This window comes from Mycobacterium avium subsp. avium, assembly GCF_009741445.1.
Taxonomy (GTDB): Bacteria; Actinomycetota; Actinomycetes; order Mycobacteriales; family Mycobacteriaceae; genus Mycobacterium; species Mycobacterium avium.
The window spans coordinates 3,128,488-3,143,358 of the sequence record NZ_CP046507.1; the positions used below are offsets into that span (position 1 = coordinate 3,128,488).

Consider the following 14,871-nt stretch of genomic DNA (forward strand, 5'->3'; position numbering starts at 1 on the left):
TTGGGGTAGGGCGTGTTTCGCCAAGGGTGGCCGTCACGGCAGCAGCCCCTTCCCGTCGATGGCCTTTTGCACCTCGGCGCTGAGCTGGTCGGCGGTGCGCTCCGGGTCGATCCCGGTGATCGGGCTCAGCGTCGAGGCGAGCCGGATGGACACCGTCTGATAGACGGGCGTGGCCGGTCGCACCGCGGCGTCGGTGAGCTGGCGGCGGATGATGGTGTACATCGGGTACTTGGTCTGGAACTGCGGGTCGGAGTACAGCGAGGTGCGCACCGGCGGCAGGCCGCCCTGGATCGCCACATACTTCTGATGCTGCAGGCTGCGCACGCAGCGGATGGCTTCGAACGCCTCGGCGCGGTGGCGGGTGGTGCTGGCCACCGCCAGGTTGGCCCCGCCGATGGTCACCTTGGCCGGAAGGCCCGGTGCCGCACCGGGATACGGCGCGAAGCCGAAGACCTTCTGACTGGCCTGGTAGGCGATGCGGTATTGCTCGTCGGTGGGCACGAAGATGCCGACGTCGTTGATGCTGCCGGCCAACCTCGGGTCCCGGTTCAGCGGCAGGAAGGGCACGCCGCCCTTCACCGCGTTGTCCAGCATCGAGGCCAGCGCGTAGGGCCAGTTGACGGCCAGGGCGGCGCGGCCCTGTTCGACGGCCAGCCGCGCAGTGCCTTCGTCGGTGCGGGTGATCGAGGGATCGGCACCGGGTGCGGTCGCCACCGACTTGAGGATGCGCAGCGCGTTGACGGTGGCCGCCCGGTGCGCCGGGGTGTCGGTCAGCGTGACGCGGCGGCCGTCCTCGGAGAGCACCCGCCCGCCGCCGCTGGCCAGCAACGTGTTGAACCAGACCACCAGGCCTTCGCCCTCGTTGGCCTGCACCGCGATCCAGCTGGGCTGGCCCGCGGCGTGCAGCCGGGCCGCCTCGGTCACCACGGCGTCCCAGGTCCGCGGCGGCTGAGGCACCAAATCCGGCCGGTACCACAGCAATTGGGTGTTCGTCGTGACGGGCGCGGCGAACAGCCTGTCGTGCCAGCGCGCGGTGGACAGCGGGCCGGGCAAGGTGTCCACGGTCGCGTCGGCTTCGGCGCGGGCCGCGGGGTCGTCGGACAACGGCAGCGCCCAGCCCGCCTCGGCGAACTCCGCGGTCCACACCACGTCCAGCGACATGATGTCCAGCGTGCGGTCGCGACCGGTCAGCCGACGGGCCAGCTGCAACCGCTGCTCGCCCGGGGCCCGGGGCAGGCTGATCTGTTGAATGGCGAAGCGACCGCCGAACTGCCTGGTGCAATCCTGGGCGATCGCGGCGAACGTGGCGCCGTCGGTGGCCGTGGTGTAGAAGCTGATCACCAGCCCGCGCGGCCCGGCGGCGCACGCCGACGACGCCGCGGCGATGGTGAGTGTCGCCAGCGCGACCGCGCCTGCCCGGCGTACGCGCCCACGACCGATCACCACTTGTTCACACCTCTCGTGCGCGCCTCAAATCGCCAAGCGCGCCAACAGGTCCCGCGCCTTCTCCGCATTCTGCGGATCGCAGAGCACGTCGTAGCGGCCCGCCACCAGCTGCATGGTCGAGCTGAAATCCCTTGTGCCACGGGCCATCGAGTAAGGAACGGCGGAGGTGATCAACCCGAAGAACACACCGGCGACCAGACCGGTGGCCAGCGCCCCCCACGGGTTGGGGCTGAAGAATCCGAGCACCAGCCCGATGAACAAACCCAGCCATGCCCCGCTCAACACCCCACCGCCGAGCACCTTGGGCCAGGTCAGCCGGCCGGTCACCCGTTCCACCTGCATCAGGTCGACCCCGACGATGGTGACCTGCTGGACCGGGAACTGCTGGTCGGACAGGTAGTCGACGGCACGCTGCGCCTCGGCGTAGGTGGGATAGGAGCCGACGGGCCAGCCCCGGGGCGGTGTCGGCAGACCGGGCACGCCGCGGCGACCGCCCGCGCCGGGGGGTGGCGCGCCGGGAACCTGCCCGGGCTGGAAAGGACTAGTCATCGCCGCTCATTCTCCTCCGCCTCGACCGTCGTTTCATCTCAGGTCCTCCCCAGCCTATCCAGCCGGTCCAGCCGGCCAACGGATGCCACCTGCGGAAACACCGCGCGCCGCGCCCCGGGCTTCGGCGCCGCAGCCGCCGGTCGCGGATGGGTTAGGTTGAACACCATGACGGCTCCCGGCGCCGGCTTCGGCGAGAGCGCCCAACACGACCACCACGGCGACCAGGCCCACGGCGACAAGCCCAACGACGACGCAACCTCGGCGCCGCACGCCCAGCCGGCCCCGTGGGAACCGCCCGCCGGCTCCGTGCCCCCGCCCTACCCACCGCCGGGCTATCCGGCCGACTACCCACCCGGCTATCCGCCCCCGTACCCGCCGCCGGCTCCGTCCCCGGTTCCGCCGCCCCCGCCCGGGTACGGGCCGCCGCCCCCGCCGGGCTACGGGCCGCCCGGATACCCGGGTGGCTACTACCCCGGTCCGGATTACGGTGGCTACCCGCCCCAGCCGCCGCTGCTCGGCGGGCAGCCCGGGACCAACGGTTTGGCGATCGCCTCGCTCATCGCGTCGTTCACCGGCCTGCTGTGCGGCATCGGCTCGGTCGTGGCCATCGTGCTGGGCGCGATCGCCCTCGACCAGATCAAGCGGACCCGCCAGGACGGCTTCGGCCTGGCCGTCGCCGGCATCGTCATCGGAATCGCCACCCTGGTGGTGACTTTGGTGGTCGTGCTGTTCGCCTTGCACACCCACTAGGTGCGCTCGGCCATCGAACCGGCAGCTGCCTAGGCTCTACTGGCATGGGATCGGTCAACAGGGTGTACATCGCGCGGCTGGCGCGGATGCTGGTGCTGGGCCCGCTCGGCGAATCCGTCGGCCGGGTCCGCGACGTGGTGATCAGCATCAGCATCGTCCGCCAGCAACCGCGGGTGCTGGGGCTGGTCGTCGACCTGGCGACGCGGCGCAGCATCTTCATCCCGATCCTGCGGGTGGCCGCCATCGACCCCAACGCCGTGACGCTGAGCACCGGCAGCGTGTCGCTGCGTCATTTCGAGCAGCGGCCCGGGGAGGTGCTGGCGATAGGTCAGGTGCTCGACACCGTGGTCAAGGTCAACGACCCCGAACTGCCGGAGCTGGCCGGCGTCGACGTGGTGGTGACCGACCTGGGCATCGAGCAGACCCGGACGCGGGACTGGATGGTCACCCGGGTCGCGGTGCGCCCGCAGCGACGGCTGCGCCGGCGCGGCCCGGTGCACGTGGTGGACTGGCGCAACGTGCAGGGCCTGACCCCGTCGGCGCTGGCGCTGCCCGGCCAGGCCGTCGCGCAGCTGCTCGAACAGTTCGAGGGCCGCAAGCCGGTCGACGTCGCCGACGCCATCCGCGGACTCCCGCCCAAGCGCCGCTACGAGGTGCTCAAGGCGCTCAACGACGACCGGCTGGCCGACATCCTGCAGGAGCTGCCCGAACTCGACCAGGCCGAGGTGCTCTCGCAGCTGGGGACCGAACGGTCGGCCGACGTGCTCGAGGAGATGGATCCCGACGACGCCGCCGACCTGCTCGGGGTGCTCAATCCGACCGACGCCGAGATGCTGCTGAAACGGATGGACCCCGGCGATTCGGCCTCGGTGCGCCGCCTACTCACCCACTCCCCCGACACCGCGGGCGGCCTGATGACGTCCAACCCGGTGGTGCTCACCCCGGACACCGCGGTCGCCGAGGCGCTGGCCCGGGCCCGCGATCCCGATCTGACCGCCGCGCTGTCGTCCATGGTGTTCGTAGTGCGCCCGCCCACGGCCACGCCCACCGGCCGCTACCTGGGCTGTGTGCCGTTGCAGCGGCTGCTGCGCGAGGCGCCGGCGGAGCTGGTCGGCGGGATCGTCGACAGCGACCTGCTGACGCTGCGGCCGGAGACGCCGCTGGTCGCGGTGACCCGCTACCTGGCCGCATACAACCTGGTGTGCGGCCCCGTGGTCGACGACGAGAACCACCTGCTGGGCGCGGTGACCGTGGACGACCTGCTCGATCACCTGCTGCCGCCGGACTGGCGGGTGGACATGCAGGAACTCGACACCGCCGGCCGGCTCGAGGGACTGGGAGGATCCGGGTGAGCAAATCCACGGCTGTGCGCCGGCTGTACACGCCGCGGACATCGCGCCGGTACTCGCCGCGGCTGGATCCCGAGACCGTCGGGCAGATCACCGAGTCGATCGCGCGCTTCTTCGGCACCGGCCGGTACCTGCTGCTGCAGACCATCGTGGTGGCGGTGTGGATCGTGGTGAACGTGTTCGCGGTGCGACTGCGCTGGGATCCCTATCCGTTCATCCTGCTGAACCTGGCGTTCTCCACCCAGGCCGCCTACGCGGCGCCGCTGATCCTGTTGGCGCAGAACCGGCAGGAGAACCGCGACCGGGTGGCGCTCGAAGAGGACCGCCGTCGCGCCGCCCAGACCAAGGCCGACACCGAGTACCTGGCCCGCGAGCTGGCCGCCGTGCGGCTGGCCGTCGGCGAGGTGGTGACGCGGGAGTACCTGCGCCACGAGCTCGACGACCTGCGCGAACTGCTCGCCGAGCTGCGGCCCCAAAACGCCGACGGCGAGCCGGTTTCCGGCGCCGACAACCGGGAGCAGACGGCTAAGAAATCCAGGTGAGAACCGGTCAAACCATTGCGCCACTCGCGTCACAAGAGTTATGTATGGTGATCTGGTTCACCGAGCTAACAGAAAGTAACGCCCAGCTCACACCTAGGACGGTCGAGTGCGCATAGGGGGAAGCCGGGGTGCAGACCCGGCCGCCGCGACTGTGCGGCAGCGAGCACTTCGGAACACGCGCAAGCCGATATTCGGCATCGCCATGATCACTCCCTTGGTCTTCGCGGGTGCGGTCAGTGCGACGGGCCCGTCGCTGCCGGTGCGAATGCCCCCGGTGCACGCCGCCGTCACCCCGGTGGCCGCCGTCTCGCCGACCTTCCCCGACCTCACCGGTCCCGCCGTCGTCGCGATCGACCGCGGCCCCACCGCCTTTCACGTCGCCGAGCCGGCACTGTCCGCCCCGCCGCCGGCCGCGATCGTCAACGCGCCTGGGGCGCTTGGCATTCCGAGCATCGCGCTGGCCGCCTACCGCAATGCGGAGCAGAAGATGGCCGTCGCCGCCCCGGGCTGCGGCGTGAGCTGGAACCTGCTGGCCGGGATCGGGCGCATCGAATCGGGCCACGCGGGCGGCGGCGCGGTCGACGCGCGCGGCACCGCGATCACCCCGATCTACGGCCCGTCGCTGGACGGCACCCTGCCCGGCAACGAGGTCATCATCCAGAGCGCCGCCGGCAACCGGGTCACCTACGCGCGCGCCATGGGGCCGATGCAGTTCCTGCCGGGAACCTGGGCGCGCTACGCCTCCGACGGCAAGGGCGACGGCGTGGCCGACCCGCAGAACCTGTTCGACTCCACCCTGGCGGCCGCCCGCTACCTGTGCAGCGGCGGGCTCAACCTGCGCGACCAGTCGCAGGTGCTGACCGCGATCCTGCGCTACAACAACTCGATGCCCTACGCGCAGAACGTGCTGGGCTGGGCGGCGGCCTATGCGACCGGCGTCGTCCCGGTCGACCTGCCGCCGATGACCGGGCCGCCGCCGCCGCTGGGCGATGCGCACCTCGAGCACCCCGAAGGGCTCGGGCCCAACCTGCCGATGAACATCAACGGCCTGCCGCTGGACGACCCGCTGGCCCGGGTGCCGCTGATCGACCTGAGCAGCCCCGCGCTCGGCAGCCCGCAGCCGATGTTCCCGTGGATGACGCCCACCCCGCAGCAGGCGCCGACCCAGGTTCCCGGTTGCACGGTGATCTGCATCAGCTCGCAGGGCTCCCCGCCGGCCGGCCCGCCCCCGCCGTTCGGCGCCCCGCCGCCGTTCGCTCCGCCGCCGTCCGGCCCGCCACCATTCGCGCCGCCGCCCCCGGATGCCGGGCCCGTCCCCGCGCCCCCGGCCGGAGCGGCACCGCAAGCCGCGCCGTCGCCCCCGGCCGGAGCCGCACCGCAAGCGCCGTCGCCCAAGTCGGCCGGCCCCACGCCGAACGCGCCGAAGAAGCCGGGCCCGGCCTAGCCGGCCCGCAGGGTCGCCGCCCGACGGCACCCGCCCACCCGCCTACACTCGGCGGTGATGTCCCGCCATGACTCCTCCGACTCAGCAGCCGACCTGAGCGCCGCCGTCCGCGCCGCCCTGGGCAAGGTGATCGACCCCGAACTGCGGCGTCCGATCACCGAACTCGGGATGGTCAAGAGCATCGACACCGAGCCCGACGGCGCGGTGCATGTCGCGATCTACCTGACCACCGCCGCGTGCCCGAAGAAGACCGAGATCAGCGACCGGGTCACCCGGGCGGTCGCCGACGTCCCGGGCACCGGCGCGGTCAAGGTCACCCTGGACGTGATGAGCGACGAGCAGCGCACCGAGCTGCGCAAGCAGCTGCGCGGCGATGCCCGCGAGCCGGTTATCCCGTTCGCGCAACCGAATTCGCTGACCCGGGTCTACGCGGTCGCGTCCGGCAAGGGCGGGGTGGGAAAGTCCACCGTCACCGTCAACCTGGCGGCGGCGATGGCCGCCCGCGGCCTGTCGGTCGGCGTGCTGGACGCCGACATCCACGGCCATTCCATCCCGCGGATGATGGGCACCACCGACCGGCCCACCCAGGTCGAGTCGATGATCCTGCCGCCCATCGCCCACGACGTGCGGGTCATCTCGATCGCCCAGTTCACCCAGGGAAACACCCCGGTCGTGTGGCGCGGCCCGATGCTGCACCGGGCGCTGCAGCAGTTCCTGGCCGACGTCTACTGGGGCGACCTGGACGTGCTGCTGCTCGACCTGCCGCCGGGCACCGGTGACATCGCCATTTCGGTCGCCCAGCTGATTCCCAACGCCGAGATCCTGGTGGTGACGACGCCGCAGCTGGCCGCCGCCGAGGTGGCCGAGCGGGCCGGCAGCATCGCGCTGCAGACCCGCCAGCGGGTGGTCGGCGTGGTGGAGAACATGTCGGGGCTCACCCTGCCGGACGGCTCCACGCTGCAGGTGTTCGGCGAGGGCGGCGGCCAGCAGGTGGCCGAGCGGCTGTCCCGGGCGGTCGGCGCCGAGGTGCCGCTGCTGGGTCAGATCCCGCTGGACCCCGCGCTGGTGGAGGCGGGCGATTCCGGCACCCCGCTGGTGCTCAGCGCGCCGGATTCGCCGGTGGGCAAGGCGCTGCGCGCGGTGGCCGACAGCCTGTCGTCGCGCCGGCGCGGACTGGCCGGCGTGTCGCTGGGGCTCGACCCCACCCGGCGCTGACGGTTCAGGTGGCGTCGGCGTCGAACGGCGTCTGGCCGGGGCGGTGCGGCTCGGGCGGCGGCGCCGGGGCGGGCGGCGGCTGGGCCGCGGCGCCGTTGACCGGCCGGTCGAAGGCCCCGGTCAAGAGCGAATCGTCGCCGTCCAACAGGTGCTTGGTCAGCGCGGCCCGCGGCGTCATCCCCCGCAGCTTCTGCAGCTCGCTGAGCGGGACGCGCAGATCGTCGAACTCGGGCCCGAGGTCCTCGCGCAACTGGGTGGTCACACCGCTGAGGTAGTCCCGCGCCTGGCGCAGGGCGTTCGACGTCCACCGGATGGCGCCCGGCAGCCGCTCCGGCCCGAGCACCACCAGGCCCACCACCACGAGGACCAGCATGTGCTCCCAGCTCAGACTGCCGAGCATCAGCTGCCGTCCGGGTCCGGCTTCACCGTCAGGGTGACGTGGCGGCCGTCGCGCACCACCTCGATCGGGGAATCCTGGCCGATGGTCAGCTGCCGCACCGCGACCACGAACTCGTCGGCGTCGGCGACCTTGCGGTTGCCCACCTTGACCACGACGTCGTTCTCCAGGACGCCGCCCTTCTGCGCGGGGCTGCCCGCCTTCACGTTGGCCACCTGCGCGCCGGAGGCGATCGCGTTGCTCACCGAGCGGGTGCTGACCCCCAGCGTCGGGTGCACGATCTTGCCGTCCCTGATCAAGGTCTGGGCGACCTCCTTGGCCTCGTTGATGGGGATCGCGAAGCCCAGCCCACTTGCGCTGTCGGACAACGACTTACCCGCGGTGTCGATGCCGATCACCTGGGAATTCATGTCGATCAGCGGGCCGCCGGAGTTGCCGTGGTTGATCGACGCGTCGGTCTGCACGGCGTCGATCACCGTGTCGGTGTCCGAGCCCTCCCCGGACAGCGGGACCGGCCGGTGCAGGGCGCTGACGATGCCGTGCGTCACGGTGCTGCGCAGCCCCAGCGGCGCGCCCGCGGCCAGCACCTCGTCGCCGACCCGCACCTTGTCGGAGTCACCGAGCCGGGCCACCGACAGATTGTCGACGTTGTCCACCTTCAGCACGGCCAGGTCGGTCTTGGGGTCGCGGCCGACCAGGTTGGCGGGCACCTCCTTGCCGTCGTTGAACACCACGGTGGTCTTGAACTGGCTGGGGTTGTTCGCCGCCTCGGAGATGACGTGGTTGTTGGTGACGATGTAGCCGCGGCCGTCGATGACGACGCCCGAGCCCTGCATGCCCTCCTGGTCGCTCTTGGACTCGATGGTGACCACCGCACCCGCGGTGGCCGCCGCCACCTTCGCGAAGCGCCCGGCCGGGGCTTCGCCGTTGCCGTTCGTCGACAGCGTCACCTTCGACGTGGTGAAGGCCTCGGCGACCTCGGCGGTCTTGCGGCCGACCACACCGCCGATCAGGCCGATGACCAGCGCGATCAGCAGCAGAACCAGCAACGCCAGGTAGGACACCTTGCCGCCGAAGAGCACGTCGCGCACACCCAGCTTGCCGCCGTAGCCTAGCGCGGACCGCGACGGCGACGGCGCCACCGCCGGCGTGCCCAACGCGGCCGGGGCCCCCGGGTCACGCCACGGGTCGTCGGCGTGGTCGGGCTCCACCCCGTCCTTCTCGGCCGCCAGCGCGCCGCTGTCGACGGGGTGGCGCTGCAGCGTCTCCGGGCTGCCGTCGGGCCGGCTGAACGCCTCCTGCAGCACGGGGTCGGCCGGCTGCTCGCTCGGCCGGAACTCCGACTGCTCCCGGTATTTCTTCGGACGCACGCGTTCGGCCACGAACGATCCCCGCAGCCCGGCGGGCCGACCGAACTCCCGGCGCGATGCGGGGTCGACGGGCGGGCGCGAGATGGGGCGCGGCGCCAACCGGTTGGCGCTGTCTTTTGCTTGGTCGTAGCCTGGGTCGGAGGTCACGTTATCCCTTTTGGATCCTCGATTTGAGCGCTCGAGACAGGCCTTTACCGGGCGATTTACGCGGCACCGGCGTTGTCCGTGTCCACCCTAGTATCCACGGCGCACCGGTGGCCGCCGGGAACGCGCGGGACGGCACGACGCTACGGACGCCGGCGCCGGTCGCGGGCGTCGCGGTCCGCCAAACGGTCGGGGGTGTCGGGCGACTCGTAGGGGATCTCGGCCAGCATCCCGAGCAGGTTGGCGGGGATCCGGATCGGGCGCGAGTCGCGCAGCGCGGCGCGCGCCCGGCTCTGGTCGTCGACCTCGGCGGCGCACTGTGCGCACTGGGAGAGGTGATGCGCGGCCCGCAGGTGCGCGTTCATCCGCAGCTCGCCGTCGACGAACGGGGCGATCGCCTCGACGGACAGGTGCTCGGTGGAGCCGAACTGGCGGGGCGCGCCCACCGGCGCGTCGCTCTGCGAGGCGAACTGTGCGGGCAGCCAGGAGAACGCGCGGCGGAACACATGTCCTCGATCGGGCATCGCCAGCTCCTTGCCATTCATTCTTATTGCCGCCTTATTCGCCTTCTTCGAATGTAGCGCGACAGGGCGCCCGATACCGAGGCCAAGGCCGCAAAGCCGCTGAATAGCTGCCCGAACGTTAGCCGGGCGGGCGCTGACTACGCCGAGGAGGCGCGCAGCGCGTCGTGGTCGGGGTGCGCGGCCAGGTAATCGCGCAGGGCCTGGCGGCCGCGGTGGATGCGGCTGCGCACGGTGCCCAGCTTCACCCCCAGCGTCGCGCCGATCTCCTCATACGACAGGCCCTCGATGTCGCACAGCACGACCGCGGCGCGGAACTCCGGCGGCAGCGAGTCCAGCGCGGCCTGCAGGTCGGGGCCGAGCCGCGAATCGTGGTAGATCTCTTCGGGATTGGGCTCGTCGGCGGGCACCCGCTCGTAGTCCTCGGGCAGCGCCTCCATCCGGATGCGCGAGCGCCGGCGGACCATGTCCAGGAACAGGTTCGTGGTGATGCGGTGCAGCCAGCCCTCGAAGGTTCCCGGCTGGTAGTTCTGCACCGACCGGAACACCCGGATGAAGGTCTCCTGGGTGAGGTCCTCGGCGTCGTGCTGATTGCCGGAAAGCCGGTAAGCCAGCCGGTACACCCGGTCGGCGTGCTGGCGCACCAGCTCGTCCCACGACGGCATGGCCGTCTTGTCACCGGTCGCGTCGAAGACCGCGGTGCCCTGCAGCCCGTCGGACTGCTCCGCCCACCCGTCGGCGGAAGGGTCGTGCGCGTGCGACATGCTGGACGGGCTCAAAAGCGTGGTGATGATCAATTCCTCCGAATTCGGCATGCCGATCAGCGGCATTTCGTCATTGGCGGCAACAGGCAGCTGCCATTCGGTATTCCCGGTCTCCCGCGCTCCGCGATCCATACGGACACCGTCGCGTATCGGCGTATGTGCGGTATATGAACAATCTGAGCTGAGCCTGAGAAACCTTTTCGTTACCTGCGCTGTGCAGGAGATATCCATCGCCCGGTGACCTTAAACGCGGCGCGCCGGTCGGGCGTGTCGGCGGGATCGGGTTCAGGCGCGCCTGTCGGACTGCGCGGTGAATTGGAATACGCTGCGGGCATGGACGGCACCGACGCAGAAGCCCCCGGCCAAACAGCGCCCAGTCGGGCCGAATCGCTGGTCGCCCATGCCGAGGCCTCGATCTCCGAAGACGCGCTGTTGGCGGCCGCCCGCGAGCGGGCCGTCGACATCGGGGCGGGCGCGGTGACGCCGGCGGTCGGCGCGTTGTTGAGCCTGCTGACCAAGCTGAGCGGCGGCAAGGCGATCGCCGAGGTGGGCACCGGCGCGGGCGTCAGCGGGCTGTGGTTGCTGTCGGGCATGAGCGACGACGGCGTCCTGACCACGATCGACATCGAGCCGGAGTACCTGCGGCTGGCCAAGCAGGCGTTCGCCGAGGCCGGCATCGGGCCGTCGCGCACCCGGCTGATCGGCGGCCGCGCCCAGGAGGTGCTCACCCGGCTCGCCGACGAGTCTTATGACCTGGTGTTCATTGACGCCGACCCGATCGACCAGCCGGACTATGTGGTCGAGGGGGTGCGGCTGCTGCGGCCCGGCGGCGTGATCGTGGTGCACCGGGCCGCGCTGGGCGGGCGCGCCGGCGACCCGGCCGCCCGCGACGCCGAGGTGGTCGCGGTGCGCGAGGCGGCGCGGCTGATCGCCGAGGACGAGCGGCTCACGCCGGCGCTGGTGCCGCTCGGCGACGGCATCCTGGCCGCGGTGCGCGACTGACACGGGCACCTCGGGGCCCGTCGCGCCCTTGCCGGGCCTTCGGCGGGCCTTTCGGGGCCTTTGCCGGGCCTCTGCCGGGCCTTTGCCGGGCCGGCCGCATTTTTACCGATTCTTGACGCGCGCCCTCCTTGACCGCGGGCTGAACATACGTTTAGCCTGCTGAACATGCGTTCAGCCGACCTCACCGCCGCCGCCCGGATCCGGGACGCGGCTATCGAGCAATTCGGCGAACACGGGTTCGGCGTCGGGCTGCGCCGGATCGCCGAGGCGGCCGGGGTGAGCGCCGCGCTGGTGATCCACCACTTCGGCTCCAAGGAGGGCCTGCGCAAGGCGTGCGACGACCACATCGCCGAGCAGATCCGCGAGAGCAAGACCGAGGCGCTGCAGACCAACGACCCGGCCGTCTGGTTCGGGCAATTAGCCGAAATCGAGGAATTCGCACCGCTGATCGCCTACGTGCTGCGCAGCATGCAGACCGGCGGCGACCTGGCGAAGATGCTGTGGCGCCAGATGATCGAGAACGCCGAGGGATACCTGGAAGAAGGCGTGCGGGCCGGGACGATCAAACCCAGTCGCGATCCCCGGGCCAGGGCCAAATATCTCGGGATCACCGGAGGCGGCGGACTGTTGCTCTATCTGCAAATGCATGACAACCCAACCGATTTGCGTGCGGTGTTGCGCGACTATTCGCGCGACATGATCCTGCCCGCCCTCGAGATCTACACCGAGGGCTTGATGGCGGACCGCACCATGTACGACGCATTTCTGGCTGCCGAAGATCAAGGAGATTCCCATGGCAACTGACGGTTTTGCGCCCATCGAGATCCGCGGACTCACCAAGAACTTCGGTGCGGTGCGGGCACTGGACGGTCTCGACCTCACCGTGCGGGAGGGAGGAGTCCACGGTTTCCTCGGGCCCAACGGCGCCGGCAAGTCGACCACGATCCGCATCCTGCTGGGACTGGTGAAAGCCGATGGCGGCACGGTGCGGCTGCTGGGCGGCGACCCGTGGACCCAGGCCGTCGAACTGCATCGCCAAATCGCTTATGTTCCAGGCGATGTCACGCTGTGGCCGTCGCTGACCGGCGGCGAGATCATCGACCTGCTGGCCCGGATGCGCGGCGGCATCGACAAGAAGCGCCGCGCCGAGCTGATCGAGCGCTTCGACCTCGACCCGCACAAGAAGGCACGCACCTACTCCAAGGGCAACCGGCAGAAGGTTTCGCTGATTTCGGCGTTCTCGTCGCGCGCCCGGCTGCTGCTCTTGGACGAGCCCAGCAGCGGCCTGGACCCGTTGATGGAGAACGTGTTTCAACAGTGCGTGGCGCAGGCCCGCGACCGGGGCACCACGGTGCTGCTGTCCAGCCACATCCTGGCCGAGACGGAGGCGTTGTGCGAAAGGGTGACGATCATCCGGGCCGGCAAGACCATCGAAAGCGGTTCGCTGAGCTCGATGCGGCATCTGAGCCGCACCTCGATCAAGGCCGAAATGACCGGTGACCCCGGTGATCTCAGGCGGATCAAGGGCGTCGAGGACATCAGCATCGAGGGCAACACGCTGCGCGCGCAGGTCGACAGCGAAAGCCTCGGTGAGCTCATCCGGGTGCTCGGGGATGCCGGGGTGCGCAGTCTGGTCAGCCAGCCCCCGACCCTCGAAGAGCTCTTCCTGCGCCACTACGACACCTCCGGGACCGACGGCCAGCGCGGAGCCCACGAGGCCGAGGTGTCGCTGTCATGAGCGCGACAACCCTGAACCGGCCCTCCGCATCGGCCTCGCCCGCGCCGCTAGGCGGTTCGCACTTCTCCGGCACGCTGCAGATGCTGCGGCTCTACCTGCGCCGGGACCGAGTCTCGTTGCCGCTTTGGGTGTTACTGCTGTCGGTGCCGTTGTCCACGGTCTACGTCGGCAGCATCGAGAAGGTCTACCCCACCGCCGCCGCGCGGGCCGGTTTCGCCGCCTCCATCATGGCCAGCCCGGCCCAGCGCGCCCTGTACGGCCAGGTGTACAGCGACAGCCTTGGGGCCGTGGGGATTTGGAAAGCCGGAATGTTTCACGTGCTGATCGCCGTCGCGGTGATCCTCACGGTGATCCGGCACACCCGCGCGGACGAGGAAAACGGGCGCACCGAGCTGGTGGACTCCACCGCGATCGGCCGCTACGCCGGCCTGACCGCGGCGCTGACGCTGTCGTTCGCCGCCTCGATCGCCACCGGCGCGATCGGCGCGGCGGGACTGCTGGGCACCGACGTCCCGGCCGGCGGGTCGCTGGCCTTCGGCGCGGCCTTGGCCTGGTCGGGCCTGGTGTTCACCGCGGTGGCCGCGGTCACCGCGCAGCTGTCGCCCAGCGCCCGGTTCGCGCGCGGCGCCGCGTTCGCCGTCCTGGGCACCGCCTTCACCGTGCGTGCCGTCGGCGACGCCGGCCCGGGCGGCCTGTCCTGGCTGTCCCCGCTGGGCTGGTCGCTGCTGGTGAAACCGTATGCGGGCGATCGCTGGTGGGTGCTGGTGCTGCACCTGGTGACCACGGCCGGCCTGACCGTGCTGGCCTACCGGCTGCTCGCCGGCCGCGACGTCGGCGCCGGGCTGATCGCCGAGCGCCCCGGCCCGGCCACCGCCGCGCCGCGGTTGGGCAACGCCTTCGGGCTGGCGTGGCGGCTGGACCGCGCCGCGCTGCTGTTGTGGACGGCGGGACTGGCCCTGTACGGCCTGCTGATCGGCAGCGTGGTGCACGGCATCGGCGACGAGCTGGGCGACAGCGGACAGGCGCGCGACATCGTCGCGCGGATGGGCGGCACCAGCGCTCTCGAGGACGCGTTCATCGCCGTGGCGTTCGCCATGATGGGCATGGTCGCCGCCGCGTTCGCCGTCTCGCTCACCCTGCGGTTGCACCAGGAGGAATCGAGCCAACGCGCCGAAACAGTGTTGGCCGGTGCGGTGTCGCGAACCCGTTGGCTGGCAAGTCATTTGGTGATCGCGCTGGCCGGGTCCGGGGTGGCGATGCTGGCCAGCGGAACAGTCGCCGGCCTGGTCTACGGCATCGCGGCCGGTGATGTCGGCGGCAAGCTGGCCATGGTGGTGGCCAGCGCGGCCGTCCAGCTGCCCGCGGTCTGGCTGCTGTCGGCGGTGACGGTCTGCGTCTTCGGCGTCGCGCCGCGGTTCGCCCCGGTGGCCTGGGGCGTGCTGATCGGCTTCGTCGCCCTGTATCTGATCGGGTCGCTGGCCGGGTTCTCCCAGTGGCTGCTCGACCTGGAACCGTTCGCCCACATTCCCAGAGTCGGCGCAGATTTCACCGCCGTACCCCTGTTATGGCTACTGGCCATCGACATAGGGTTGACCATTCTCGGTGCCATGGCTTTTCGGCGCCGCGACCTACGTTGCTAG

The 14,871-nt window shown here is 70.9% G+C and carries 15 protein-coding genes; 9 read left to right on the plus strand and 6 right to left on the minus strand.

Features of this window, described 5'->3' with window-relative positions:
* Positions 1-33: 33 nt before the first annotated feature.
* Complete coding sequence (locus MAA44156_RS14420) at positions 34-1,446, minus strand: extracellular solute-binding protein (RefSeq protein WP_009975583.1); 1,413 nt, start codon at positions 1,444-1,446, stop codon at positions 34-36.
* A gap of 24 nt (positions 1,447-1,470) precedes the next feature.
* The gene (locus tag MAA44156_RS14425) at positions 1,471-1,995 is read right to left on the minus strand and encodes a YflT domain-containing protein (RefSeq protein WP_003875531.1); all 525 of its coding nucleotides are present in this window, start codon (positions 1,993-1,995) and stop codon (positions 1,471-1,473) included.
* Positions 1,996-2,160: 165 nt separating this feature from the next.
* Between MAA44156_RS14425 and MAA44156_RS14430 the strand changes: the two genes are divergently transcribed.
* From MAA44156_RS14430 to MAA44156_RS14450, 5 genes are all read left to right on the plus strand, one after another.
* A complete protein-coding gene (locus MAA44156_RS14430; RefSeq protein ID WP_009975581.1) occupies positions 2,161-2,745 on the plus strand; it encodes a DUF4190 domain-containing protein in 585 nt (194 codons plus the stop codon).
* 44 nt (positions 2,746-2,789) lie between these two features.
* Complete coding sequence (locus MAA44156_RS14435) at positions 2,790-4,097, plus strand: magnesium transporter MgtE N-terminal domain-containing protein (protein ID WP_009975580.1); 1,308 nt, start codon at positions 2,790-2,792, stop codon at positions 4,095-4,097.
* Positions 4,094-4,636: a DUF1003 domain-containing protein gene (locus tag MAA44156_RS14440; RefSeq protein WP_009975579.1), complete on the plus strand. Its 543-nt coding sequence runs from the start codon at positions 4,094-4,096 to the stop codon at positions 4,634-4,636. The genes MAA44156_RS14435 and MAA44156_RS14440 overlap by 4 nt, the downstream gene beginning before the upstream one ends.
* A 106-nt stretch (positions 4,637-4,742) precedes the next feature.
* Complete coding sequence (locus MAA44156_RS14445; RefSeq protein ID WP_176470775.1) at positions 4,743-6,080, plus strand: lytic transglycosylase domain-containing protein; 1,338 nt, start codon at positions 4,743-4,745, stop codon at positions 6,078-6,080.
* Between the two features lie 57 nt (positions 6,081-6,137).
* On the plus strand, positions 6,138-7,295 hold the full coding sequence (locus MAA44156_RS14450) for an Mrp/NBP35 family ATP-binding protein (RefSeq protein ID WP_003875526.1): 1,158 nt from the start codon (positions 6,138-6,140) through the stop codon (positions 7,293-7,295).
* 4 nt (positions 7,296-7,299) lie between these two features.
* Here MAA44156_RS14450 and tatB read toward each other — a convergent pair whose 3' ends face one another.
* The 4 genes from tatB to sigE all read right to left on the minus strand — a co-directional run bounded on the left by tatB (position 7,300) and on the right by sigE (position 10,623).
* Positions 7,300-7,695, minus strand: a complete 396-nt coding sequence (gene tatB, locus MAA44156_RS14455) for a Sec-independent protein translocase protein TatB (protein ID WP_009975577.1) — start codon at positions 7,693-7,695, stop codon at positions 7,300-7,302.
* Positions 7,695-9,209, minus strand: a complete 1,515-nt coding sequence (htrA, locus tag MAA44156_RS14460; RefSeq protein WP_003878463.1) for a serine protease HtrA — start codon at positions 9,207-9,209, stop codon at positions 7,695-7,697. Before htrA ends, tatB begins: the two co-directional genes overlap by 1 nt.
* Positions 9,210-9,349: 140 nt before the next feature.
* Positions 9,350-9,730, minus strand: coding sequence for an anti-sigma E factor RseA (gene rseA / locus MAA44156_RS14465; protein WP_033715400.1), 381 nt, complete (start codon positions 9,728-9,730; stop codon positions 9,350-9,352).
* A 137-nt stretch (positions 9,731-9,867) separates the two neighbouring features.
* Positions 9,868-10,623: an RNA polymerase sigma factor SigE gene (gene sigE / locus MAA44156_RS14470; RefSeq protein ID WP_009975574.1), complete on the minus strand. Its 756-nt coding sequence runs from the start codon at positions 10,621-10,623 to the stop codon at positions 9,868-9,870.
* Positions 10,624-10,824: 201 nt separating this feature from the next.
* On the opposite strand from sigE, the gene MAA44156_RS14475 reads away from it, so the two are divergent.
* The 4 genes from MAA44156_RS14475 (at position 10,825) to MAA44156_RS14490 (ending at position 14,871) form a co-directional block, all read left to right on the plus strand.
* Positions 10,825-11,493 (plus strand): O-methyltransferase, encoded by a 669-nt coding sequence (locus MAA44156_RS14475; RefSeq protein ID WP_003875521.1) that lies wholly within the window; start codon positions 10,825-10,827, stop codon positions 11,491-11,493.
* 165 nt (positions 11,494-11,658) lie between these two features.
* Positions 11,659-12,297 carry a TetR/AcrR family transcriptional regulator gene (locus MAA44156_RS14480; protein ID WP_009975569.1) on the plus strand — a complete coding sequence of 213 codons (639 nt, stop codon included), beginning with the start codon at positions 11,659-11,661 and terminating at the stop codon, positions 12,295-12,297.
* Complete coding sequence (locus tag MAA44156_RS14485; protein WP_009975568.1) at positions 12,287-13,231, plus strand: ABC transporter ATP-binding protein; 945 nt, start codon at positions 12,287-12,289, stop codon at positions 13,229-13,231. The genes MAA44156_RS14480 and MAA44156_RS14485 overlap by 11 nt, the downstream gene beginning before the upstream one ends.
* Complete coding sequence (locus MAA44156_RS14490) at positions 13,228-14,871, plus strand: ABC transporter permease (RefSeq protein WP_121035674.1); 1,644 nt, start codon at positions 13,228-13,230, stop codon at positions 14,869-14,871. The genes MAA44156_RS14485 and MAA44156_RS14490 overlap by 4 nt, the downstream gene beginning before the upstream one ends.

Bases quoted from the DNA above. Each gene is read 5' to 3' on its own strand.
- tatB (WP_009975577.1), bottom strand. From the start codon at position 7,695: ATGCTCGGCAGTCTGAGCTGGGAGCACATGCTGGTCCTCGTGGTGGTG.
- MAA44156_RS14475 (WP_003875521.1), top strand. From the start codon at position 10,825: ATGGACGGCACCGACGCAGAAGCCCCCGGCCAAACAGCGCCCAGTCGG.
- rseA (WP_033715400.1), bottom strand. From the start codon at position 9,730: ATGCCCGATCGAGGACATGTGTTCCGCCGCGCGTTCTCCTGGCTGCCC.
- MAA44156_RS14430 (WP_009975581.1), top strand. From the start codon at position 2,161: ATGACGGCTCCCGGCGCCGGCTTCGGCGAGAGCGCCCAACACGACCAC.
- MAA44156_RS14480 (WP_009975569.1), top strand. From the start codon at position 11,659: ATGCGTTCAGCCGACCTCACCGCCGCCGCCCGGATCCGGGACGCGGCT.
- sigE (WP_009975574.1), bottom strand. From the start codon at position 10,623: ATGGATCGCGGAGCGCGGGAGACCGGGAATACCGAATGGCAGCTGCCT.
- MAA44156_RS14435 (WP_009975580.1), top strand. From the start codon at position 2,790: ATGGGATCGGTCAACAGGGTGTACATCGCGCGGCTGGCGCGGATGCTG.
- MAA44156_RS14425 (WP_003875531.1), bottom strand. From the start codon at position 1,995: ATGACTAGTCCTTTCCAGCCCGGGCAGGTTCCCGGCGCGCCACCCCCC.
- MAA44156_RS14485 (WP_009975568.1), top strand. From the start codon at position 12,287: ATGGCAACTGACGGTTTTGCGCCCATCGAGATCCGCGGACTCACCAAG.
- MAA44156_RS14450 (WP_003875526.1), top strand. From the start codon at position 6,138: ATGTCCCGCCATGACTCCTCCGACTCAGCAGCCGACCTGAGCGCCGCC.
- MAA44156_RS14490 (WP_121035674.1), top strand. From the start codon at position 13,228: ATGAGCGCGACAACCCTGAACCGGCCCTCCGCATCGGCCTCGCCCGCG.